This is a genomic window from Humiphilus diazotrophicus (assembly GCF_059726315.1).
Genome location: NZ_AP040870.1, coordinates 5,443,661 through 5,466,818, shown reverse-complemented (window position 1 = coordinate 5,466,818; position 23,158 = coordinate 5,443,661). Strand labels below are relative to the sequence as shown.

Below are 23,158 nucleotides of genomic sequence, written 5' to 3'. Positions count from 1 at the left end.
GGAAACGTAAGCCGGTATCGTAGATCGGTCTCTGAGAGATTTCCCAGAGCATTTCCCGCATCGGTATACACTCGCCAAAGATGGTGAAGTGCGGCTTTCTTGAACGGAAGCTGCCAAAGCTTTTGTGCTTTAGGTTTACGGCTGAGCAAAGAGATGCTCTAACCCATATTTCGCTCTACCATGAGGAAGAACGTAGACTGATAGATTCTTTCATGCCCGGCCAAGAACATCCTTTACAGAAAACCGTCTCCGCAGAGAAGATCGTCCAGCTTCAGGACTTCTACACGAAGCACTGGCATCAGCAAGCACCTGCCGCCCCGGAAGGACTGGCTGGAAGCTGGCTGCAACTGGTCATCAAGCAACATCTTGCAAATTTTGAGCTCTGGCACACGGAGGATTCCGCACGGATACCCGGAGCACCAGATTCGGAAATCGCCCGTACTAAGCGATCAATCGATAAGACGAACCAGCTTCGCAATGATTTGGTAGAAAAGTGTGATGTTTTCCTTTTGGAAGAGCTCAGTCGACACGATTTGCCTCGCGCAGAGGCGGAATTACATTCAGAGACACCCGGGCTGATCATCGACAGGCTGTCTATCCTCTCCCTCAAACTCTTCCACACGAAGGAGGAGATTGAGCGTATCGACGCCCCTCCTGGTCATGCTGAGCGCAATCGCGGGCGATACGATATCCTGGCAGAGCAACGCAAAGATTTGGCCGGATGTCTTGATCGTTTATGGCAGCAGGCAATTTTTGGAGAACGACGTTTCAAGCTATATAGGCAAATGAAGATGTATAACGATCCGACGCTGAATCCACAGGTATACCGCACCAGCACTCACGGGTAATTTCTGTTTAGTTGACGCCCTGAGCCGTTCTGCGTATAAAACGTTGCAAACGCTATAGCGCTTTCACATGCGATACAAACCGGGATATGGACAGTTAAGAGGTGTTTTTCTTGAGAATGACGCCAGTCTGTATAAAGCCGGATAAATAAGAGGACGAATGTGAAAACGCCGTAGAATATACGGCGCACCACTGTAAAGATTCAGTCATCGCCCGGAGTTTCGGATAAAGGGATCTAGAAGAGTATGCAAGAAGCACGCCAGGCCGGCAGCCGACGCAAATCCAGCCCCCAAGTTAAACAGGAGGCAGGGCCCCCTCAAGCAGCTGTGAAAGAGTATCAGACTGCCCTGCAGCTCATGCAGCAGGGGAAGTATGAGAAGGCTCACGCCATTTTCGAGAAGCTGGTCACCAGTGGGCCACCGGAGCTACTGGAGCGGTCCCGTGTCTATCTTGCTGCTTGCGAGCGCAACGTCCGCTCTGCAGAACTCAAGTTCGACAATCTTGAGGAGCAGTACGACTACGCCGTCTCCTTGCTCAATACAGGCTTTTATGGCGAAGCGGAAGAGCAGTTCGAGGACATCCTGACGAAAGAGCCCTTAGCTGACTATGCTCACTATGGATTGGCCATTTTGAAGAGCATGACAGACCGTCCGGAGGAGTGTCTGCAGCATTTGTCGAAGGCTATTGAACTCAACGCGCAGAATCGCATTCAGGCGCGTAGTGATTCCGATTTCCAGGATATGGCTGACGATCCTCGTTTTACGGAATTGCTGTATCCGGAAGTGTCGTAAGGAAAAATCGTCCCCCAACGATCTCTTTCCTTACGTGTAGAGGAGTTTTTCTGTTTTGCCCAAAACTGAGAGTAAGTCGTTTTCCATCCATTCCACCGAGGAAGAAATGGAAAGGCCCACCACGATCCCGGCTCTACGCGTTGTTGCAATTGGCGGCGGAACCGGGTTATCGACCCTCCTTCGCGGTCTAAGACGCTATGTGTTAAATCCTGAAGTTGCCACTACTCCGAACACGGAAATCCCCTGCTTTATCAGTGATTTAGCAGCGGTTGTCACCGTTACGGACGATGGTGGTTCCAGCGGCCAGCTCCGCAAAGACTTCAATATGCTTCCTCCCGGAGACCTGCGGAACTGCATGGTTGCGCTCTCCGAGGAAGAGGACCTGATCTCTCAGCTCTTTCGCCATCGTTTTCGTACCGGCACGGGGCTCAAAGGCCATGCCTTCGGGAACCTTTTCGTTGCCGCTCTGATGGAGATCACCGGAGATTTTGCACATGCAATCCGACTGGCGTCTCAAATTCTGGCAACGCGTGGCCGCATCTACCCGGCGACAACAGCAAACGCAACTCTAGTCGCCAAAATGGATGACGGCACGCTGGTAAGAGGTGAAACCAGCATTACGGCTCACAAGCGGCGCATCGTGCAACTGATGCTCGAGCCTCCCAATGCCGATCCCCTGCCCGAGACGCTGGAAGCAATCGCCCGAGCGGACATGATCACAATCGGTCCAGGCTCGCTCTACACAAGCTTGATTACGAATCTACTGGTAAACGGCATTCCGGAGGCACTAAGCGAGGCTCAGGGCACCAGGGTGTACATCTGCAACCTGATGACCCAGGCAAATGAAAGCCTCGGGCTTACCGCCGCCCAGCATATCGAGCGCATTTACGAACATGCACGTGCGCCCATCTTCGATTACGCATTGATCAATACTGCTCCCATTCCGCCTGAAACCCGTGAACGGTATGCGGCCGAAGGTGCCGCACCCATCGAAGCAGATATCAGCCGCATTGAGGCGCTGGGGGTCCGCTGCATTACCGGAGATTTTGCCGCTGGCGGCAATCTGGTCCGCCACACCTCAGATCGTGTAACGGGAGCGCTGCTTCGCCTGGGGCGCGAGTCCTTACAGCGGCGGCAGAGTGAAGCAGAATAAGCCGCGTCAACGATAGAAACTACGCAGCTTTCTTTGGAAGAAAGCTGCGTAGTTTCTGTTCTTGATCTACCCGACAGTGCGCTTCAGTTGACCACAAGCGGCATAGATATCCCGACCTCTGGGCCTCCGAATGAAGGCAGCAATACCAGCATCCATCAGACGGCGATGAAAACGCTCCACTGCCCCAGCTTCGGGCGTGGAATACGTAATTCCAGGGCCGGGGTTCCAGGCAATCAGATTGATCTTTAGCGGCAAATTGGCGCGCCGCACGAGCTTGATCAGCTGATCGGCGTGTTCTGGCTGGTCGGTTACGCCCCCGAGTAGCACATACTCGAGTGTGATCTTTTCCTTGGGCCGCAAGTGAAGCCGTCGGGCAGCCTCCAAGACACTGGAAATAGACCACTTGCGTGTAATCGGCATGACTTGCTCACGGATTTCATCATTCGGGGCATTAAGAGAAATTGCCAGCTTAGGCCTGATCTCTTCTTCCGCCAGCCGCCCCATTGCCGGAACGATCCCGGATGTTGAGACCGTCATCCGGGACTCTGCGATTCCAGCCTCCTGGACAAGCAACCGGACGGCCGAGAAAAAATTCTCGTAATTTAGCAGGGGTTCACCCATCCCCATGAAAACAAGATTGATACGATCCCGGCCAATCTCAACCTGCTTGTCTTTCAACACCGCAACAACCTGTCCGGCAATCTCTCCAGGAGTAAGATTTCTCTTGAGGCCTAGTTTGGCAGTAAGGCAAAACTGGCAGTTTACGGCGCAGCCTACCTGGCTAGAGACACAGATTGTCGCGCGTTGCCGGGCAGAAATGCTCTCTTCCTCGTCACCGGCTTCCGAGCCATCACCTGCTTCTCCGCCGTCTCCTTCCGGCATCCAAACTGTTTCGACTGTTTCCCCATCCCTGCACTCCACCAGATAGCGTTCGGTGCCATCGGAGGATTGAAAAGATTGCATGATACGAGGCAGGCCGACCTGATATCCGGCTTCCACAAGCTGCGTCCGAAGAGTTTTCGGTAAAGTAGAGAATGCTGAGAGGTCGTCATATCGGTGCTTGTAGAGACCTTCCGCCACCTGGCCAGCACGGTAAGAAGGCTGCCCAAAAGATTCGACAAGTTCGCTAAGTTGTTGATGCGTAAGGCCAAAAAGGATCCGGCCATTCTTTCTATCGCCGGCGTGGGCAGGCGCGTCTAACAGTGAAACGAATGGATTAGTTTTTGACATGGATTCCGGCATCCCGCCTCGCCAGCATAGCACTGGCCAATGGGATGTCGCCTTTTGAAACTGGAGCAAATCACCACCTCAATGTCTACCGAACGCAATATCCGCCGTACCGTCCTCCCCAATGGTTTGATCGTACTGACCGAGCGTATGGATCACCTTCGCTCTGTCGCAATGGGCGTCTGGGTGAAAACTGGTTCACGCAACGAACGTCCCGAGATCAACGGCATATCCCACTTTGTTGAGCACATGGTCTTTAAGGGAACCAAGTCACGTTCCGCCCAACGTATCGCCCGCGAAGTAGACGCCATTGGCGGAAACCTCGACGCATTTACGGGAAAAGAGACTATCTGCTTCAATGTAAAAGTTCTAGACGAACATGTTCCATCGGCTCTCGATGTTCTCTCTGACCTTGTACTTAACCCGGTCTTTGCCCAAGAAGACATCAAGCGAGAGCGTGGCGTCATTCTGGAAGAGATCAAGATGGACGAGGATAATCCTGACTATCTGGTCCACGAGATCTTTACGCAGAATTTCTGGAAGAACCATCCACTTGGCAAGCCGATTCTGGGCACACGCGATACTGTCGGAAAATTTCAGCAGGAAACGCTTTTCGGCTATTATGGCGAGCGCTTTCTGGGCGGGAATATGGTCTTTTCCGCAGCCGGAAACCTGGATCACGATTTGTTTGTCGCCGAAGTCGCAAAAAGATTCTCAGGTCTGCCTTCAGGTCAGGCAATAGGAGCCGAAGAACCGCCGCAAACTACGGCCAAGATCGTCATACGCAATAAAAAGGCACTGGAGCAGGTTCAGATCTGCCTTGGTGTTCCCTCCCCTCCGATTGCCCATCAGAAGCGTTATGTGACTCTGCTGCTGAACACTGTACTCGGGGGAGGAATGAGTTCACGGCTCTTCCAAACTGTCCGCGAAGAGCGTGGATTAGCTTATGCAATCTATTCCGACCTGAATCCCTACCGGGACACAGGAGCGCTATGTGTCTATGCCGGAACCTCAGCAGAGCGCGCTCCACAGGTCGTGCAATTAATCATGGAGGAGTTCCGCAGGCTGAAAGAGCAGCCATTGCCGGAAGACGAGCTACGCAGGGCGAAGGACCAGCTGAAGGGGAACATCCTTCTTGGACTGGAAAGCTCTACTTCACGGATGTCCAATCTGGCACGGCAGGAGATGTACTTCGGGCACTTCTTCTCGGTCGAAGACATTCTGCAGCTGATTGAACAAGTCGATGCCGAGCAGGTCATCAGCATGGCACGCTCTCTCTTCCAGCCGGAGGCAGTAGCCGTTACGCTGCTCGGCCGCCTGGACGGGCTGAAGCTTTCTCGTAGCCAGATGGTTTGCTAGTTGCGATTCTTCAGGGGTTGTTTCAACACTTTTTTAAAAGTTGCGGACAACCTCTCAGATAAGCGTGGGTCTGTTGTAGTCGCAGGAGGGAAAAACCCATGCAGAAATCGCTTCAGAAAATCGTATTGAGTGGACTCCTGGTCGCAGGCTTAACCGCAGGCACAGCCTATGCCCAGGACAGTTCCCAGCAGCCCGAACCAGCTCCAGCACACGCAGGAAGAGCCGGGCATGCTCCCAATCCGGACATGCAGCTCAAGCACCTGACCAAGGCGCTCAACCTTTCGGCAGATCAGCAAAATCAGATCAAGCCCATCCTGAGTGATGCGGATCAGCAGGTCCAAAGCGTGCGCTCTGACTCAAGCATCGCGCCAAAGGATAAACGCGCCAAGCTGATGAGCATTCGGGAGGATTCGAACAGCAAGCTTGAGGCAGTGCTGAACGATCAGCAGAAACAGCAATTCGAGCAGATGAAAGCGCAGCGAAAGGGTGGGCATCACCACAAACAAGCCGGGGAGGCTCCCTCCAGCACTACAACACCGCCCCAGCAATAAGCAGAACTACGGATAATTGTTTTCTATCGACAGCCATGCTCCCCGGTCCGGCACAAGGACCGGGGAGCATTTAAAAAAGTCCGCCAGAAAAAGCCCATATCCATTGTCCGTTAAAGGGCTGCTGTAGCCTAACCGAGGACCTTCATCCTCTGCCCCCCTTCAATCGTCTAAAGTAAAGGAAGAGGATTTGAGCGTAGGGATTTCCCTTTACGTCTGGTTGGTTATACGATTGCCATCGGTATATGCTTCGTTCAAGGACCCGTAAGCAGATGAATTCGCGTTCACTCAAGCAACAACCACGTCGCAGGCGGCAAGATGGTTTCACCCTGATGGAATTGCTGATCGTTATCTCCATCATGCTCATCCTGATGCTGATCGCTATTCCAAACTTCTCCAGCATCAAGAGCCAAGCCAATGAGACCTCGGCTATCCAGTCTCTGCGAGCCATCGCCGGAGCGCAGATTCAGTATTCTGCTACTTATCCGGCCAATGGTTTCGCCTGCTCTCTTCCAGCTCTCGGTGGTGACCCCAAGAGCGGACCGCCTACTGCTGAGGCAGCACACCTGTTGCCAAGTGACCTGACTTCAGGGCAGAAGAGCGGTTATACCTTTAATATCGTGAACTGCCAAAAGGTCACAGTAAATAACCAGGACCAGTACACTTCCTACGAGATCACCGCAGTCCCACAAGCCGTAGGCAAAACAGGCAATAGAGGTTTCTGCCTGGATCAGTTTGGAGAAATCAAATCCGATCCTAAGGGTGGAACCAACTGCACACAGGCTATTAAGTAGATGAAAATCAGTAAGTTCCTGATGGCGGCCGTTATGGCCGCCATCTCTGTTGCTCCCGCATATTCCCAAACTCCGGCCAGTGCCACCGAGCTGGCAAATGCCGTTAATAGACATTACAACTCACTCAAAAGCCTCAAAGTCAGCTTTGTCCAAAGCTATGAAGGCATGGGTATGCAACGCAAGGAAAGTGGCTCTCTTCTGCTGAAGAAGCCGGGCCGGATGCGTTGGAATTATTCGCAGCCTGCAGGCAAAATCTTCCTCCTGGATGGACAATTCGGCTATTTCTATACGCCGGGACAGGCCCAAGCCACTCGTATTCCAGCCAAAGAACTGGACGATCTTCGCTCGCCGCTTCGCTTCCTTTTAGGGCACACGCGCCTGGAAAAGGAACTCAACAATCTAAAGATTGAGCCCAATGGGAAGGGATATCTCCTGACAGGAACGCCCAAGGGCATGGAGAAACGCGTCTCGATGCTCAGCTTGGGAGTGACGGAAGATGGCGTGATCCACACGATGAAGATGCAGGAAGTCGATGGAGCTATTACCGAATTCTCCTTCGCCGGAGAACAGGACAACGTTCCGGTGGGCGATCAGGACTTCGTCTTTAAGCCTGCATCAGGCGTGAAAATTGTTCAGGGTTTGCCTCCTGTATAGAAGGACTCAAGATCCTGCTGAGCAGACAAATTGCTCGACTGTCTGAAATTTGTACATTTGGCGCAAATATTAGCCCCGGTGTAGCTCCGCTACAGCGGGGCTAATTTCGTAGCATCCCACCGAAATGCTTTGGCAGCATAGGAACAATGCGAGGAGAAACGGCGACTGCTCTCCTCGCTTCCACTGTTTCTTCTCCTCTTTACCTGCCTCCAGCAAGAATCTGAGAATCCTCCGGATTTATATCTCCAGTCCCGCCATCTGTAAAAAATATCCTCATCAACTACACTGCGGCCATGAGATGGCGCGCCCTTTTCTTGATTACAATTCTGACCGGCCTTTCCTGCACAGCTATTGCACAGGCAGCTCCCGCGATAGAGAAACCCGGAGATACCGTCTGGCAGATCCAAACCTCCAACACCACAGCGAGCCTTCGTGGAATCCATGCCGTAGGAAATGGCATTGCCTGGGCCAGCGGAACCAATGGAACGGTTTTGCGCACTGAGGATGGTGGCTATGTATGGCAAACATGCTCCATCCCTCCTGGGGCAGAAAAGCTGGATTTTCGGGGGATCTTGGGTTGGGACGCCGACACAGCTATCGTCATGTCATCCGGCCCCGGCGATCAGAGCCGAATCTACAAAACGGTCGATGGTTGCCACAGCTGGAAGCTACTCTTCACCAATCCAGACAAAGACGGTTTCTGGGATAGTGTCCAGTTTTGGGACAAACAGCACGGGCTCATCCTCGGAGACCCGATATCCGACTATAGATTCAGCAAACCCGAGTACAAAGGCCCCGCATGGAGCGGACAGCACTTTGTCACGCTCCAGACAAACGATGGAGGAAACACCTGGAAGTGGAAATATCCAGGACGAGGAGAGATCCCTGCAGCAGGGAAGGAAGGAGCTGGAGCCTTCGCTGCCAGCAATTCGGCTCTGACTATTCAGGATCGATGGGCTTGGTTCGGCGTCGGGGGGCGAAGCGGAGCCTTTGTCCACCAAGGAATTCAGATATTAGGAGACGTACAAAAGCAGGATGGAACCTTCGAGCCGGAGGGTTTTGCCTGGTTTCCTGCCGTCTCGGTTCCACTGGCGAGCGGAACCGAGAGTTCGGGCGTCTTCTCTATAGCTTTTCGTAGGGAACCGAAAACAGCATTTTCGTCCGACAAGGGACCCCTTAGGAATCTTCGGGTTCCGGCAAGAGGCGTGGCTGTAGGCGGCAACTACCAGAAGCCGACTGAAAGCGAGGGAACCGCTGCCTGGACTGCCGACGGGGGAAGGCACTGGGCAGCGGCCACAAAGCCGCCTCACGGCTACCGTTCAGCCGTAGCATGGGATGAAGCAGACAAGGCCTGGTTGACCGTTGGCACAAATGGAACAGACGTGAGCTATGATGATGGCCGCACTTGGCAATCGGTCGACAATGGAAACTGGAATGCTCTCAGTCTTCCCTGGGCTGTCGGTCCGAATGGCCGTATCGGCAAACTGATATCGTTGAAGGGGAAGATTGCAACCTCCAAATGAGAGACACAGCTGCAAAACAAACTCTCCCCAGATTTCCGGAGCCTAGATAGGAATGGCGGAATTCGTCATCAAGCTGGCCGACGAGCGCGGTCATGTTCAGGAGCAAGTACAATCGGCTGCCACAGCCGAAGAATTACGCCTGCGTTTTACCCAGGCTGGCTTCTATGTCTATTCGGTAAAGCCGCATGGCATGGTGAGCGGGCTAAAGCGCAAGAAAGTCAAGCTTGAGACCTTCGTCATCTTCAATCAGCAGTTCTTGACCCTCATCCGGGCCGGACTCCCCATCCTGGGCTCTCTGGAGATGCTAGCCAAAAGCCAGAGAAATACGGCGTTTGCGGCCCAACTGCTCGATGTCGCCCAGCGGGTCAAAACCGGAGAATCATTGTCGGCCGCCTTCGAAGCCCAGGGTGGATTCCCTGTTATCTATACGACAACGCTCCTGGCCGGTGAACGAAGCGGCAATCTGGAAGAGGTATTGGAGAGATTTCTCTCCTTCCAACGCGTCTCACTGACCTTCCGCAAAAAACTTACCGCATCCTTGATCTATCCGATCATGCTGATTTGCCTGGTAATTGGCCTGTTCATCTTCCTCATCACCTTTGTCGTCCCACGTTTCGCGACCCTGTACGACCAGATGGGCAGCAATCTGCCAGCTCTCACGTTGTTGCTCCTGTCATTGGGGACGAATGCTCAGAAGTATGTTTTCTATGTGCTTCCCGCGCTGGCGCTGTCAATCTACGGACTATTTCGCTGGAGCAAGACCTCATCCGGTTCCGACCGGATCGACGGCATTCGTATTCGGCTGCCGCTGTTTGGCAAGATCTGGCTGAAGTACCAGGTGGCACTCTTCGCTCGTACGCTTTCGACGCTACTCTCAGGAGGACTTCCTCTGGTTCCCTCCCTGGAGACGGCCGCTCGATCGATTGCCAGCCGCAGAATTGCCAAGGCCGTCTTCTCTTCGGTAACGACGGTTCGAGAAGGAAAGAGTCTGGCCAAGAGCTTGGAATCGACGAAAGTCTTTCCAGAGCTCTCTACAGAGATGATTGAAGTCGGAGAATCGACCGGAGCTTTACCCCAAATGCTGAACTCCGTCGCCGAATTCTTCGAGGAAGACGTTCAAACGGCCCTGACGGCAGCCCTTGCCCTGATCGAACCTGCGATTTTGATCGTGATGGGAGTTGTTGTTGTCGTCATCCTGATCGCACTCTACTTGCCCATCTTCTCGCTTAGTCAAATGGGCAACATGCAACACTAGGCGAGATAGGAATCCAAATGGCTCAAGCTCCCTTACTGACATTGCCGACCGAGAACGACGAACGGGCACAGGCACAAGCCTTAGCAAAGCGTTATTGCTCCGAGTTCGTCGATCTCAAGAACTTCCGTATTCAGCACGACCTCTTCCGCACCGTACCTGTCGAGCTGATGTTCCGCTACAACTTTGTCCCGCTGGAGCAAAACGAAGATCACCTGATCATCGCGGTCAGCGACCCAAGCCGATTGATGGTTTTGGATGAGATATCGGGGCTCCTGGGTCAACGCATCATCACGCGTGTTGCGACCTTAAGTCAGATCACCGACCTACTCAAGAAGACAGAGCAGTCGCAGCGCGTACTGGAAGAGGCCACTGAAGGACTCACCTTCGATGTCATCTCGCAAGAGGACAACCCCGACGAGAATATCTCGATTGAAAAGCTGACTTCGGAAGAAGATATCAGCCCGATTATTCGTCTCGTTGACACCACGATCTTTACCGCCCTTGAGCGACGGGCCTCCGATATTCACATTGAGACTTACGACGATAGCTTGTTGGTGAAGTACCGTATCGATGGCGTGCTCCAGCCTGCAATGGCTCCAATTGCCAGAGAACACCACTCGACCATCCTTTCGCGTATCAAGATCATGAGCGAACTGGATATCGCCGAGCGCCGCGTCCCACAGGACGGACGCTTCCGGGTTCGCTATAAGGGCCGCCTGATCGACTTCCGTGTCTCCATCATGCCGACAGTGCATGGCGAAAACGCTGTGCTCCGTGTGCTGGATAAGGAGTCGATGAGCGAAAAGTTCCGCAAGTTGACTCTCGATGTAGTCGGCTTCTGGGAAGAGGATCTACGCCGTTTCCGCCGCTACATCCGCGAGCCCTACGGCATGGTGCTGGTTACCGGTCCTACCGGCTCAGGTAAAACAACCACGCTCTACGCGGCTCTGAATGAGATCAAGAGCGACGAAGACAAGATCATCACCATTGAAGATCCTGTCGAGTATCAGATTCGCGGAATCACGCAGATCCCGGTCAACGAGAAGAAGGGACTCACCTTTGCTCGTGGTCTACGTTCGATCTTGCGTCATGACCCCGACAAGATCCTCGTCGGTGAGATCCGCGATACGGAAACAGCACAGATCGCAATTCAATCAGCTCTAACCGGACACCTCGTCTTCACAACGGTCCACGCTAACAATGTGGTTGACGTGCTGGGTCGTTTCTTGAACATGGGCGTAGAAGCTTACAATTTCGTCTCCGCTTTGAACTGCATCCTTGCCCAACGACTTGTCCGTACTGTTTGCGAGCATTGTGTAAAACCTGTTCAGTACGATGAATCCCTACTGATCTCCAGCGGGTTAAAACTGGAAGAGTGGCGCGACTTCGAATTCAAAGAGGGGGCAGGTTGTATTGAATGTGGCGGCACCGGATACCGGGGAAGAACCGCTATTCACGAACTCCTGGACCTCACGGACTCGATTCGTGAGCTGATTCTGGAGAAGAAGCCTACCTCTGAGATTCGTAAAGCAGCGCGAGAAGAGGGCATGGTTTTTCTACGTGAGTCGGCCTTGCAACGGGTACGAGCCGGAGTCACAACTCTTAAAGAGATCAATAAAGTTACGTTTATCGAGGCATCCCGCTAGTGTTGAACTTTTGGAAAATCTTGCCTTCGGCCTCCGATCCGAGCCAGAGACCGGATCTGGCTTGCGAGCTTACGCCGGAAGGGGTAATTGCCGCAGGACAGAGCAAACCTGGCGAAGCGCCGACCTTTGCCTTTGTTCCGCTGCCAGCCGGAGCACTCACTCCCGGCCTCAATGGTCCGAATATCGCCTCTCCACAGGCGGTAGAAGCAGCTCTCGGCCAAGCCTTGGGAGAGGTATCCAACCGCAAGAAACAAGCCACACTGGTAATACCGGATTCAGCGGTACGCGTTCTGTTGCTCGATTTCGATACCCTGCCGGATAAGCTGCAGGAAGCTTTGCCTATATTGCGTTTTCGTCTCAAGAAACTCGTCCCTTTTGAAATAGACGAAGCCATGGTGAGTTACCAGGTGATGGTACGTAAGCCGGAAGAGGTTCGAGTGCTCGTGGCAGTTATCCCCAACGAACTCTTGAACGAATATGAGCAGACCCTCCGGCGCCTGGGTTACGAAGCAGGAGCGGTATTGCCCAGTACTTTGGCTGCAAGTGCAACGATCTCTTCTTTGGAATCGGCTCTGATCGTCAACAGTAGCGGACAAACCATCACAACAGCCATCGCCAGCGGAGAAGAACTGTTGCTTTATCGCACGGTGGAGCTCCCCACTGACGAGGAATCGGCCCGCGGAGAAATACAGCGAGCTGTCAGCGTTACCATGGCTTATTTTGAAGATACACTTCATGCCCCGCCCTCCCAGTTACTCTGCACAGGACAGGATGGAGTGGCAAAATTGGAACGGCTGATAGCGGACAACTCGATGGAAGTAGAAATAAAAGATTTGATTCCTATTCCCTCCATCGGCTATTCAACAGTTTTACCTCGCGGTGTTCTAGCGGGAGTGACAGGAGCGTTAGCTCGATAGATGCGCATTACTCTCAATCTCGCCTCCAGGCCGCACATCGATCTACGGCCTTACCTGCAACGCCTTCGTTTATGGATGGCCTTACTGGCGGTGCTCGCCTTCACTTTGTGGTCGCTACTGCGTACACAAGAGAATAAAGCAGCCAATGCTAAAGCAGAACAAGAGCTGCTGCAACAAAACACAAACCAGCTGCTAAAAGAAAAGCAAAGTTTTCAAACTCTCATGCACCAGCCGCAGAATGCGGATGTGCTGCAACACTCGGAGTTTCTGAATCACCTCTTTCAGCAGAAGGCCTTTTCCTGGACCGCTGTCATGATGGATCTGGAAAATGTGCTTCCCGCCGGAGTTCAGGTCTCTGCGATAGAACCGGTAATCACCAAGACGGGCAATGTCTCCATACGCCTCAAAGTGATAGGGCCCCGCGACAAGTCGGTAGATCTGATCAGAAATCTGGAGCGATCCAAGAGATTCGTTTCGCCCTACCTGGCAGGAGAGACAGCAGAAACTGGCAATTCCAATGGAAATGGCCCTATGATGCAACCGGTCAGCGCTTCCAATCAGGTCTCTTTCGATATTCTTTCCGAATACAACCCACTCGCAGCCCCGACGAAAATAGAACCTGCCAAAACAGAAAAGGCAGAGATGGAAGAAAACCAACCAGTCCGGAAGCCAGTCGCGGCTCAACCTCTTGCTCCGCACCAGCAGAAGAGAGGTGCACGATGACCGCAGACTGGCAAAAGAAACTGCTAACGCCATTGAATCTGCACCTGGCAGGCTTGGGACTATTCCTGATATTCAATATCTTCCTGGGAGTGAAACTGGGAATCGCCTGGCACACAGCACAAGGTAAGCCAGAGGATCAGCTTGCTGCAGAGAAGAACGAGCTTAAAACGCTAAATCTCGAAAATGCTCCCTTGCGCGGGCTCGACGCCAAGATCATCAAAGCCCGGGAAGCAATCGACGGCTTCTATGCGAAGCGGATTCCCCCCAGTGATTCCGCCTTCGTTGCCGAATTGGGCAATTTGCAGGTCAAGGACCACGTCCATATCACCCGCGTACAGTACACGCAGGCTCCCGCTCTGCCGACTTTGGTAGAGATTCGCATGGATGCCAGCATCAGCGGGGACTACACCGAGATTGTGCATTTCATTAACGATGTAGAGCGCGACAAAACCTTCTTTGTTATCGATGCTCTTGCACTCAGTGGACAACAAGGCGGCATGGTGAATTTACGTATGCACCTGCGCACCTTCTTGCGGCCTTCCGCAGCAGTAGGAATCCCCGTTGCTGGAGAGGAAGGTCAATAATGGCTTTACGCGTAGGAACAGAAAATAAAAAACAAGTCATTCTGGCCGCTTGCCTTGGAGCTGTTGTCCTTATCCTGCTGGCTCGCTTTCTATGGAGCACCTTTGGAACCAGCGATACACCAACCGCACCTCCGGCTGCAGCAACGCCAGCACCTGCAAGTACTGCAGCTCCGGCCGCGAACGGAACAGCGAAGAAGGTTGGACACATCAATCTGGACCCAACCCTGCACACAGAATTAATGGCGCAGGCCGAATCCATCAGCTATGCGGGTAGAGGACGCAATATTTTCTCGCAATCGTCTGCTCCGCCAGTCAATATTCCAAAGCCAAAGGCTCCACCTCGACCGATTGCTCAGATTGCACAGGGGCCGCCGCCTCCACCGCCACCTCCGCCAATCGATTTGAAGTTTTTCGGCTACGCAGCGCCGAAGAGTGGTAGCAAACGCGTCTTTCTGTTGCACGGCGAAGATATCTTTCTGGCTTCGGAAGGTGATGTTGTCAATCATCGTTACAAGGTAGTACGGATCATGCCCTTCTCCGTTCAGATAGAAGACATCCCGTACCACAACACCCAGAATCTTCCTCTGGTACAAAACTAAGAGCTGTGAATGGCAATGTCTTGCCCGATTTACAATTCGAAACCTCGCACTAAAGGAGAAGAAGGCTACCTGCTGGTAGGCCTTCTCTTCATGGTGGCACTCATCCTTGTCGCTCTTGCCGTTGCTGCGCCCAAGATGGCCATCGAGATCCAGCGAGACAAAGAACAGGAGCTTCTCCATCGCGGGAATCAATATGTCCGCGCAATTAAGCTCTACTACACAAAGTTCGGAAGATATCCAATCAACATCTCACAACTGGAAAACACGAATAACATTCGTTTTCTACGCAAGAAATATAAAGATCCCTTCACGGGTAAAGATGAGTGGCGGCTGATTCACCTGGGAGAAGCAAAGGTTCCTACAATGGGACTATTTGGCCAAACAGGCAGCACCGGATCGACCGGTAGCTCAGGATCGACGCCATCATCTTCATCGTTTGGAACCAGCACATCCGGTTCCAGCTCCTTTTCAAGTTCTCCATCCTCTTCAAGCAGTATTTTTGGAGCCTCCGGCAGCACCGGCAGTACTGGGAGCACAACAAACTCCACACTTGGTGGCGGCCCTGTTGTCGGCGTTGCCAGCACAGTCAAAAGAACATCTCTGAAGGAATACAAGAAGCAGAAGCACTATAACGAATGGGAGTTCGTCTACGATCCCCTTGCCGAACAATTACAGGCTGGAAAAATTGCAGCTGGTTCGGGTGGATCGACGGGACCGACAGGCTCGCAAGGACCGGTAAACAATTCGCCAAATCCGAGTCCGAGTCCGAATCCAACACAACAGTAGATTCGTTATAGGGGATGAGCGGTAATCAGTCTGCCATCCAATCCATCTCATAAACATCTGCCGACCACTGATGGACAGAAAGCAAGGGAGAACCATCCGGAGCAAGCCCCTGGAAGGAATAATCGGCGGCATTCGAAACTTGCTCATCGCGAAACTCGAAAACCCTCTCCTGCTGTCGGCTCTGCACATTGAGGCGGTAAATGGGCAATCCCTCTTCCATGAATGAGTGATAGTAGATAAACCGGCTATCGCTCGACCAGGCAGGATTATCGATACTCGCAGTTGGAAGCTCTATCCACTTGTGTGTCGCAAGATCACAGATCATGAGCTTTCGCTGATCGAGCGTAATTGCAGCCAGATAATGTCCATCCGGAGACCAGCGCGGGCTGAAGAGCCCTTTAGAACCCGGCAACTGCGATACCGAGCCATTCGCGGTATCGACAATATAGATTTCCTTGTCTTTGCTGTCTTCCGCCATGTATGCAGTCAGACGGCCAAAGGCTATATATCGGCCATCGGGAGACCAGGTCGGATCGGCCTCGCTATTTTCTTCCGATAACAACATAGTCGGATTGGTATTCGTATCGGATACGGTATAAATCTTCCATGGCTTCCCGGACTCCTTCCCCATGAAGGCAAGCCTTTTCCCGTCCGGAGCCCAGGCCATCATATAAATCTGCATTGGCCGAGGTGTGAGCTGGATACGCTGGGAACCATCGAGACGGCTCGACCAGAGCATGCCTCCATTTGTACTGATCCAGGCGACCTTCTTTCCATCCGGCGAAAAGGAAGCATGAGTAGCAGTGGTGAGTTCCGGCAAATAGCGCAGAAGCTGATGCGAAGCAAGATCGTAACGAAAGAGCTGACTCTGACTATGACCACCAACAAAGAACAGATGATTCGAACCACGTGCCACTAACGGAGCAAAGGTTCCCAGAGGACCGTTTGTAATCTGAATGGGCCGATAAGCAAACCACCGTCGCAATCCGGATTCAGGCAAGGCCCAAATGTTCTCCCGTCCTTCACTCGAAGCTTGGAAGATATAGTAACGGCCATCTCCGGTCCAACTGCCGCAACATGCTCCACGAAGGTCGTTTGATTCGGGGAATAACGGACGCATGTTTCGTCCGTCTCTAGAGATCTCCCAGAGCGAAGCGGTACGTGTTCGTGGATCTAGCAGCGTGAAGCGTAAAAGTTTTCCATCAGGAGACCAGCGCAGCCAAAAAGCTCTCCCTGAGAGCGAGGCGAAATGCTGAGCCTTTTGTCCATCGCTTCGAGTAATGAAGAGATCGAGTCCTGAAGCATACAAAATCCCCTGCCCATCCGGCATCCAGGCGGCGTCGTGAGCAAGTACATCGGGCACGCGCATTGCCGAACTTCCTACCGTAGGAATAATCCACAGCGGCTGCTCGACATCGGGCGACAGATGATTCCGAACCAATAGCCGGGCTCCGTCGGAAGACATGCCAACTAAAGAGGGGCCCGCAATTTCGGAATTGATTCCCAGAGGATGCGTCTCGTTATCGGCAAGAAGAGAGTAGGCAAGCACAAAGCGGCCATCCCGAATCTCGTTGAAATAGATCCTGGTTCCGTCAGTCGCAAGCCCCGGGAAACTCTCCATCCCGAGGTCTCCCGGGAAAACATGGCCGGACCAGGTGATCTGGCGCATACGCGGAGGAGAAGCAGGATTGAGATACCGGTAGAAGAGCCAGACTCCGACAATAAGCAGCACAACGAGGGGTGCCACCAATGAAAGCCAAGATCTTCGTATAACCAGCTTTGCTTTTTGAGAAGGTGACTCAGTAGAAACGGGAGCGGATGCTGTTGCGGTTACCGATGCCACTTCCGTTACAGCAGTCAACTCCGCATCGGGAACATAACGCACCGGGGCAAGAAAACGATAGCCGCGCCGGGCAATCGTCTCCACGAAACGCGGATTCTCTGCCGAGTCTCCCAAGCGTTCGCGGATCTTGTTGATGGTGGTGGCGAGACCATGATCGAAATCTACGACGGTGTCATCGCCCCAAAGTTTCTGACGCAGTTCCTCTCTGGTGATTAACTCACCAGGCCGCTCCAATAGAAGCGACAGGACCTTGAACGGCTGTCCTTGAAGACGAATGCGAATTCCGCGCTTGGTCAGCTCGCCTGTTCGCAGATCAACCTGAAAAACACTGAAGCAAAGCTTCCCCGATTGTCTGCTATTACTTTCCATTTCCGGCGGCAAGAGTACCACAACTGTATCATCTTCGCTCCGCACATCGGAATTGCCTCTGAAAAACCATAGATACTTTCCTACAAATATCCTGTTTTCAGATAATTACCTGATGATCTGACATTTGTTAAATAGATGAGCGTCCGTGCATTGCCCACCCAATTTTTCGGCAGCTATTCTTCGTCCGCATTTCGATTGGGTGTGAAGCGTCACCCGAAACCCACTGCCCGGGAAGTGAAAGTGGTAGCGCAAAAGAATATTCCGCCCATCTGGATGCAGAAGTTTTGAGGAGGAACCAAGTGAGACTACGAATATTCATGGTCGCCGTGTGCTGCCTGATGTGGTCCGCGATCTGCTTTGCGCAGATCGATCGAGGAGCCATTGTGGGCACAGTGACGGATACAAGCGGCGCCAGCATATCCGGTGCAACGATCAAAGTTACCAATGAAGCCACCGGTGTGTCTGAAAGCACTTCGACAAATTCCGAAGGGCAGTATCAGGTTCTGGCTCTGATTCCGGGAACTTATCGGGTTGAGGCCAGGGCAAACGGTATGAGGCCGGAGAGCTATACGCATGTGGAAATTCACGTCCAATCTCGACCGGCACTCGATTTCCATCTACAGGTTGGAACGGTCACGGAAGTAGTGAATGTTTCCAGCGATACGCCACAGTTGCAAACTCAATCCGCCGAGATGGGCGGTGTAGTCAACAGCAAAACCATCAACGATCTGCCTCTGAACGGACGTGTCTACGCCCAACTGGCACTGCTTGAAGCCGGAGCTGGGAAATACTATTCAGGGCCGAACGAGACAGCAGACCGCTTTAGCATCAATGGCAACTCGGAGATGCAGAATTACTTTGCACTCGACGGAGTCGATAACAACTCCGGTTCGACGAACCAGCAGGACAACTCCATGCAGGTCGTGCAGCCGCCACCGGACGCAATCGAAGAATTCAAGGTCCAGACTCGTACCTATTCGGCAGAGTTCGGTAATGCCGCCGGCGGGGTAGTCAATGTCTCCACAAAATCCGGCACGAACCAGTTCCATGGAAATGTCTGGGACTTCTTACGTAATGACAAACTGGATGCGAACACCTTCTTCAACAATCGCAATGGAGTCAAGCGGGGTCACTTTACCCAGAATCAATACGGCGGAACCTTTGGAGGACCGATCCGGCGTGACCGGGCCTTCTTCTTCATGGACTTTCAAGGATTCAACAGCCGTCGAGCCGTAACCCAAACCGCGACGGTTCCAACCCCGCTGATGAAGAATCAACACAGCTTCATCGAACTCCCTTATACTCTCAACCCGGTGGTCGCCTCCAAGGCAGGCTGCATTGTCAATAACGTGATTCAGACGAACTGTCTGGATGCAGCAGCGCTAAAGCTGATCGCGCTCTATCCCGATCCCAATATCCCCAGTGCGGTAGCAAAACAGGGTATTGCCGGCGGTTTCGGTGGTGGCTCCAATTATCAATACGCCACTACTCAACCAAACGACACCTATTCGGGCGATATTCGTATCGACCACAATGTCAATGAGAAGAACCACATCTCTGGACGTTTCAGCATCTCCCGCATAGCAACAGTCGATCCACCATGGACAGCAAACACACTGGCAGGTGCCAGTAACTGGGCCTCCGACAACACAACTCATGGCGAATCTCTGAATTTGTCGTGGACAGACACATTAAGTTCCAACATCGTCAATGAAGCCCGTTTTGGCTACAACCGTATGTACGCACAGAAGGAACCGCCGGGAGCAAACTCGATGGGCAAGTCGGAAGCTCCAAACTACGGGCTGAATGGACTGCCAGTAACCCGCTATAGCGTCGGATTGCCGCCAATCAATATCAACACCTTCCAGGCATTAGGCAGTTCGTATTGGAGACCGCAGAGCCAGGTATCGAGGGTCTATCAGGCGATGGATAACCTGAGCTGGCTACGTGGACGCCACAGCTTCAAGTTCGGCTACCAGTACTACAGACTCAACAGTTCCTTCCTGGACATCCAGGCACCGCAAGGAGCCATGAGCGCCACAGGAATCTACACCAACAGCAATAACTTCGGATTAAGCGATCTGCTGTTGGGAGAGATGAGCATGGCGCGTTATACAACGCCACTTGTCCCGCATACCTTCCGTCCAGGCCATTCGTTCTATGTTCAAGATGACTGGCGCATCACGGATCGCTTGACCTTGAATATCGGACTCCGCTATGAGCTATACGCGCCGTTATTGGAGCATGACAATGCCATCGCCAACTTCTCAACAGAGAGTGGTGGAAAGATTGTTAGCGTTGCCAAGAATGCATCGGGTTGGGAGAGCCGCTCGCTCATTCACCCTGATCGCAATAACTTTGCACCAAGAATGGGTGTGGCCTACCAAATGACACCTCGGCTGGTAGTCCGCGGGGGCTTCGGAGTCTTCTTTCAACATAGCTACCGTTACGGATCGGAAGCGGTCATGAGCCTGAATCCGCCATATGTTGCAGATGCTCAGCTCACCGACAGCCAGGGCAGCACCACACCGGTATTCAACCTTAGCCAAGGCTTTCCGATCGGTACGCTCAATTCCACAACTACCCCGCTCTATCAGTTACAGATCCGAGCACAGGACCCGAATCAACGAACTGCCTACGTCGAACAAACAAGCTTCGGCATTCAAGGCCAGGTCACATCCACCACATTGGCGTCTGCCGATTATGTTGGAAACTTCGGACATAAATTCGCGCGTATTCGCAATTCCAATCAGGGACGAATCACAGGAACCGATAGCACCGGAAGCCCAATCGTGACCTTTCCCTACGGGAACCTCAACAGCGGCAGCCAACATGCGTTTCTCGAAAACGAGATACATGACGGCAACACAAGCTACAACGCCTTACAACTCTCCTGGCGGCGTCATTACAGCAAGGGCTATGCTTACGGCCTGAGTTATACATTCAGCCACAACATGGCCGACTTCAACACGCCGATCAACGGCGACTTTACCCCACAGAATGCCTATGACATGGCAGCAGAGCGTAGTGACTCGGCTCTCGATGTAAGGCATCGTTTTGTAGCGAATGCTACATGGGTTTTGCCCATTGGCAAGGATGGATGGATTCTGAAGAATCATGGCCGTGCCAGCCGGTGGATTGGCGGATGGCAGACCAATACAATCATCACGCTTCAGACCGGAAACCCCTTTACAGTATCCGCCCCAGATATGAGTGGAACTGGCGGCAATCATGCCTCCCGTGCCAATCGCATCGGAGATCCCTTTGCCGGAGGCAGTACCGATCCCCATCGTTACATCTCCGGGGCTACCGGCTTTTACATCAATCCGGCAGCCTTCAGCACACCTGCTTCAGGACAATTTGGAAATAGCCGACCATATAGCATTCATGGACCCGGCTACAAAAACATTGACCTGAGTATCTTTAAGACCTTCCCGGTCACGGAAAGAGTTCGCACCGAATTCCGGGCGGAATTCTTCAATGCCTTCAATCATCCGAACTTCGGCAATCCAAATTCCAGCATCAACGATCCTGGATCCTTCGGAAAGGTCTACGGCACAGTCGGAGATCCTCGGCAGATCCAAATGGCTCTGAAGGTCTATTTCTAGAGCACTTCCAACCTCCATTTCTCCCCGGAGTTGCACCTCGTGCGCTCCGGGGACTTCTCTGAATATTAATGAGGCAAGGTACGATGTCGGACTTTTTGATGCGAGCAAGGTTGGCAGCTGTCTGTATCTCTATGCTCTTTGGCTCTCCTCTTTTTCTATCGGGACAAGTAAAACCGAAGATCTCCATCCTCAACGTAACAACAGATAAGGCGCGCTATGCTCCTGGAGATCCTGTTTCTATAGCTGTTGAACTGGAAACCTTCGCTTCCCTGAAGGACGTGAAGGCAAAGGTTACTCTTGAAGCACAGGGTCGTTCCGTACTCACAGAACACCAAGCCCTCGTTTTATCAGGCACGGGAAAAAGCACTCAACAACTTCGCCTTCGAGCTCCAAATCCGGACTTCCGGGGCTATCGAATTTCGATAGAGCTACAAGATAGAGCTGGCCATAAGATTGCCACCGGCAGTGGAGCTCTAGATGTTTCATCCACTTGGGCAAGATTTCCGCGTTATGGCTATCTCGCCAACTACGACGCGGGAACGCCCGCAACCCGATGGATCAACGAGCTAAACAGTTATCATCTGAATGGTCTGCAGTTTTATGACATGCAGTATAAGCACCATCTGCCGACACCTCCGGGAGAGCAATTGCCTGCCAGTTGGCCCGATATCGCGGGCCGCAAAATCGACCGCGACACCATTCTTGCCTTTATTCGTGAGGGCAAAACTCACAACATGATGACCATGGCCTATAACGCCAGCTATGCTGCCTATCCCGATGCCTTCACAGATGGAAGCGGAGTGGAGTTAAGGTGGGCAGCCTGGCCATCTGCTTCCGGAGCCAGAAGCGAGAAAACGGTGAAATCTCTTCAAATGCCGGAAGGATGGGCCACACCGGCTCTGATCTACATGAACCAATCCAGCCCGGAATGGCAAAACTACATCTTCCGCCGCATGAATCAGTTCATCTCAAAGTTAAAGTTTGATGGCTGGCACATCGACAGCTTCGGAAATCCGGAAGCCTGGTCGTACGACGGACAAAAAATTGACTTTTTCTCAAGCTTTCCGGAATTCACAAATGCGGCAGCTAAGGCGCTTGGCCGTCCGGTAGTCCTAAATACAGTCTCGGGAAAAGGTGAAGCTGCCATGGCAAAGACAAAAGCAGAGTTTGTTTACTCCGAACTCTGGCCGGAAGATCATGGAAGTTATCTCAGCATCCTGCAAGCTGCAAACGAAATCCATGCAGCCAATCCTTCCAGTGGAATTATCTTTGCCGCCTACCTGCACAATGGCTTAGCTGAGAAGATGGCCAAAACTGGCGAACACCGAAACTTTAATCTCCCCGGCGTGCTGCTGGCGGATGCCGCAATCTTTGCCTCAGGCGCAGCACACATCGAACTCGGTGACGGAGATCGTATGCTGTCCCGGCCGTATTTCCCAGATGACAACGTTTTTCTTCTTACTGCGGAAGCAAGAAAAAGCCTTCATAATTATTATGATTTCCTGGTTGCCGAAGAGAACATTCTGCGTGACGAAGTTGTCCCCTCTTCAACCACAGCGATGCTTAACGGAGTACAGCAGAGTAGTGATGCTAAGCCCGGCACAGTCTGGACGATTGCCCGGAGCAAAGGAAGGGAGACGATTCTTCACTTGATTAACCTGTCATCGGCAATAAGCAACAGCTGGCGTGACGACGAAGCAACAACCCCGGAGCCCAAGAGTCTGCAAAACATAGAAATTCACTTGCCAGAGATCTCTCCGTCCAGCCATATCGGTTGGGCCTCTCCAGATATCGATCGAGGCGCTTGGCATACTTTGTCCCCGCACAGGGATGCAACCGGCAAATGGACAGTAACGCTTCCCGAACTGCGCTACTGGAGCGTCCTTCTCGTCAGTCCTAATAATGAATTCTCGGAGTAATTCCAGGCCATCTC

Annotated in this window: 19 protein-coding genes; 17 read left to right on the top strand and 2 right to left on the bottom strand. The window is 52.7% G+C overall.

What is annotated here, in order from left to right:
* The first annotated feature begins 212 nt into the window (after nt 1-212).
* The 3 genes from AC6I7T_RS22610 to AC6I7T_RS22600 all read left to right on the top strand — a co-directional run bounded on the left by AC6I7T_RS22610 (nt 213) and on the right by AC6I7T_RS22600 (nt 2,790).
* Nucleotides 213-848, top strand: coding sequence for a DUF4254 domain-containing protein (locus AC6I7T_RS22610; RefSeq protein WP_497789993.1), 636 nt, complete (start codon nt 213-215; stop codon nt 846-848).
* A 243-nt stretch (nt 849-1,091) separates the two neighbouring features.
* Nucleotides 1,092-1,637, top strand: coding sequence for a TPR end-of-group domain-containing protein (locus AC6I7T_RS22605; RefSeq protein WP_497789992.1), 546 nt, complete (start codon nt 1,092-1,094; stop codon nt 1,635-1,637).
* 106 nt (nt 1,638-1,743) lie between these two features.
* On the top strand, nt 1,744-2,790 hold the full coding sequence (locus tag AC6I7T_RS22600; RefSeq protein ID WP_497789991.1) for a gluconeogenesis factor YvcK family protein: 1,047 nt from the start codon (nt 1,744-1,746) through the stop codon (nt 2,788-2,790).
* 66 nt (nt 2,791-2,856) lie between these two features.
* Here AC6I7T_RS22600 and rlmN read toward each other — a convergent pair whose 3' ends face one another.
* The gene (rlmN, locus tag AC6I7T_RS22595; RefSeq protein ID WP_497789990.1) at nt 2,857-4,020 is read right to left on the bottom strand and encodes a dual-specificity RNA methyltransferase RlmN; all 1,164 of its coding nucleotides are present in this window, start codon (nt 4,018-4,020) and stop codon (nt 2,857-2,859) included.
* A 54-nt stretch (nt 4,021-4,074) separates the two neighbouring features.
* Between rlmN and AC6I7T_RS22590 the strand changes: the two genes are divergently transcribed.
* The 12 genes from AC6I7T_RS22590 to AC6I7T_RS22535 all read left to right on the top strand — a co-directional run bounded on the left by AC6I7T_RS22590 (nt 4,075) and on the right by AC6I7T_RS22535 (nt 15,405).
* Nucleotides 4,075-5,376 carry a M16 family metallopeptidase gene (locus AC6I7T_RS22590; protein ID WP_497789989.1) on the top strand — a complete coding sequence of 434 codons (1,302 nt, stop codon included), beginning with the start codon at nt 4,075-4,077 and terminating at the stop codon, nt 5,374-5,376.
* Between the two features lie 98 nt (nt 5,377-5,474).
* Nucleotides 5,475-5,927, top strand: a complete 453-nt coding sequence (locus tag AC6I7T_RS22585; RefSeq protein WP_497789987.1) for a Spy/CpxP family protein refolding chaperone — start codon at nt 5,475-5,477, stop codon at nt 5,925-5,927.
* 269 nt (nt 5,928-6,196) lie between these two features.
* On the top strand, nt 6,197-6,718 hold the full coding sequence (locus tag AC6I7T_RS22580; RefSeq protein WP_497789986.1) for a type IV pilin protein: 522 nt from the start codon (nt 6,197-6,199) through the stop codon (nt 6,716-6,718).
* Nucleotides 6,719-7,372: a LolA family protein gene (locus AC6I7T_RS22575; protein WP_497789985.1), complete on the top strand. Its 654-nt coding sequence runs from the start codon at nt 6,719-6,721 to the stop codon at nt 7,370-7,372.
* Between the two features lie 314 nt (nt 7,373-7,686).
* Nucleotides 7,687-8,895 carry a hypothetical protein gene (locus AC6I7T_RS22570; protein WP_497789984.1) on the top strand — a complete coding sequence of 403 codons (1,209 nt, stop codon included), beginning with the start codon at nt 7,687-7,689 and terminating at the stop codon, nt 8,893-8,895.
* A 52-nt stretch (nt 8,896-8,947) separates the two neighbouring features.
* Nucleotides 8,948-10,150 carry a type II secretion system F family protein gene (locus tag AC6I7T_RS22565; RefSeq protein ID WP_497789983.1) on the top strand — a complete coding sequence of 401 codons (1,203 nt, stop codon included), beginning with the start codon at nt 8,948-8,950 and terminating at the stop codon, nt 10,148-10,150.
* A 17-nt stretch (nt 10,151-10,167) separates the two neighbouring features.
* Nucleotides 10,168-11,796, top strand: a complete 1,629-nt coding sequence (locus AC6I7T_RS22560) for a GspE/PulE family protein (RefSeq protein ID WP_497789981.1) — start codon at nt 10,168-10,170, stop codon at nt 11,794-11,796.
* Nucleotides 11,796-12,713: a type IV pilus biogenesis protein PilM gene (gene pilM, locus AC6I7T_RS22555; protein WP_497789979.1), complete on the top strand. Its 918-nt coding sequence runs from the start codon at nt 11,796-11,798 to the stop codon at nt 12,711-12,713. The genes AC6I7T_RS22560 and pilM overlap by 1 nt, the downstream gene beginning before the upstream one ends.
* Nucleotides 12,714-13,436: a PilN domain-containing protein gene (locus AC6I7T_RS22550; RefSeq protein ID WP_497789978.1), complete on the top strand. Its 723-nt coding sequence runs from the start codon at nt 12,714-12,716 to the stop codon at nt 13,434-13,436. It abuts the gene before it with no gap.
* Complete coding sequence (locus tag AC6I7T_RS22545; protein WP_497789976.1) at nt 13,433-14,020, top strand: hypothetical protein; 588 nt, start codon at nt 13,433-13,435, stop codon at nt 14,018-14,020. Before AC6I7T_RS22550 ends, AC6I7T_RS22545 begins: the two co-directional genes overlap by 4 nt.
* The gene (locus AC6I7T_RS22540) at nt 14,020-14,619 is read left to right on the top strand and encodes a hypothetical protein (RefSeq protein ID WP_497789974.1); all 600 of its coding nucleotides are present in this window, start codon (nt 14,020-14,022) and stop codon (nt 14,617-14,619) included. The genes AC6I7T_RS22545 and AC6I7T_RS22540 overlap by 1 nt, the downstream gene beginning before the upstream one ends.
* 9 nt (nt 14,620-14,628) lie before the next feature.
* Nucleotides 14,629-15,405, top strand: a complete 777-nt coding sequence (locus AC6I7T_RS22535) for a hypothetical protein (RefSeq protein ID WP_497789972.1) — start codon at nt 14,629-14,631, stop codon at nt 15,403-15,405.
* A 25-nt stretch (nt 15,406-15,430) separates the two neighbouring features.
* On the opposite strand, the gene AC6I7T_RS22530 is transcribed toward AC6I7T_RS22535, so the two are convergent.
* A complete protein-coding gene (locus AC6I7T_RS22530; RefSeq protein ID WP_497789971.1) occupies nt 15,431-17,662 on the bottom strand; it encodes a winged helix-turn-helix domain-containing protein in 2,232 nt (743 codons plus the stop codon).
* Nucleotides 17,663-17,916: 254 nt separating this feature from the next.
* Between AC6I7T_RS22530 and AC6I7T_RS22525 the strand changes: the two genes are divergently transcribed.
* Nucleotides 17,917-21,225: a TonB-dependent receptor gene (locus AC6I7T_RS22525; RefSeq protein ID WP_497789969.1), complete on the top strand. Its 3,309-nt coding sequence runs from the start codon at nt 17,917-17,919 to the stop codon at nt 21,223-21,225.
* 83 nt (nt 21,226-21,308) lie between these two features.
* Complete coding sequence (locus tag AC6I7T_RS22520; protein ID WP_497789967.1) at nt 21,309-23,144, top strand: glycoside hydrolase family 66 protein; 1,836 nt, start codon at nt 21,309-21,311, stop codon at nt 23,142-23,144.
* Nucleotides 23,145-23,158 lie beyond the last annotated feature (14 nt).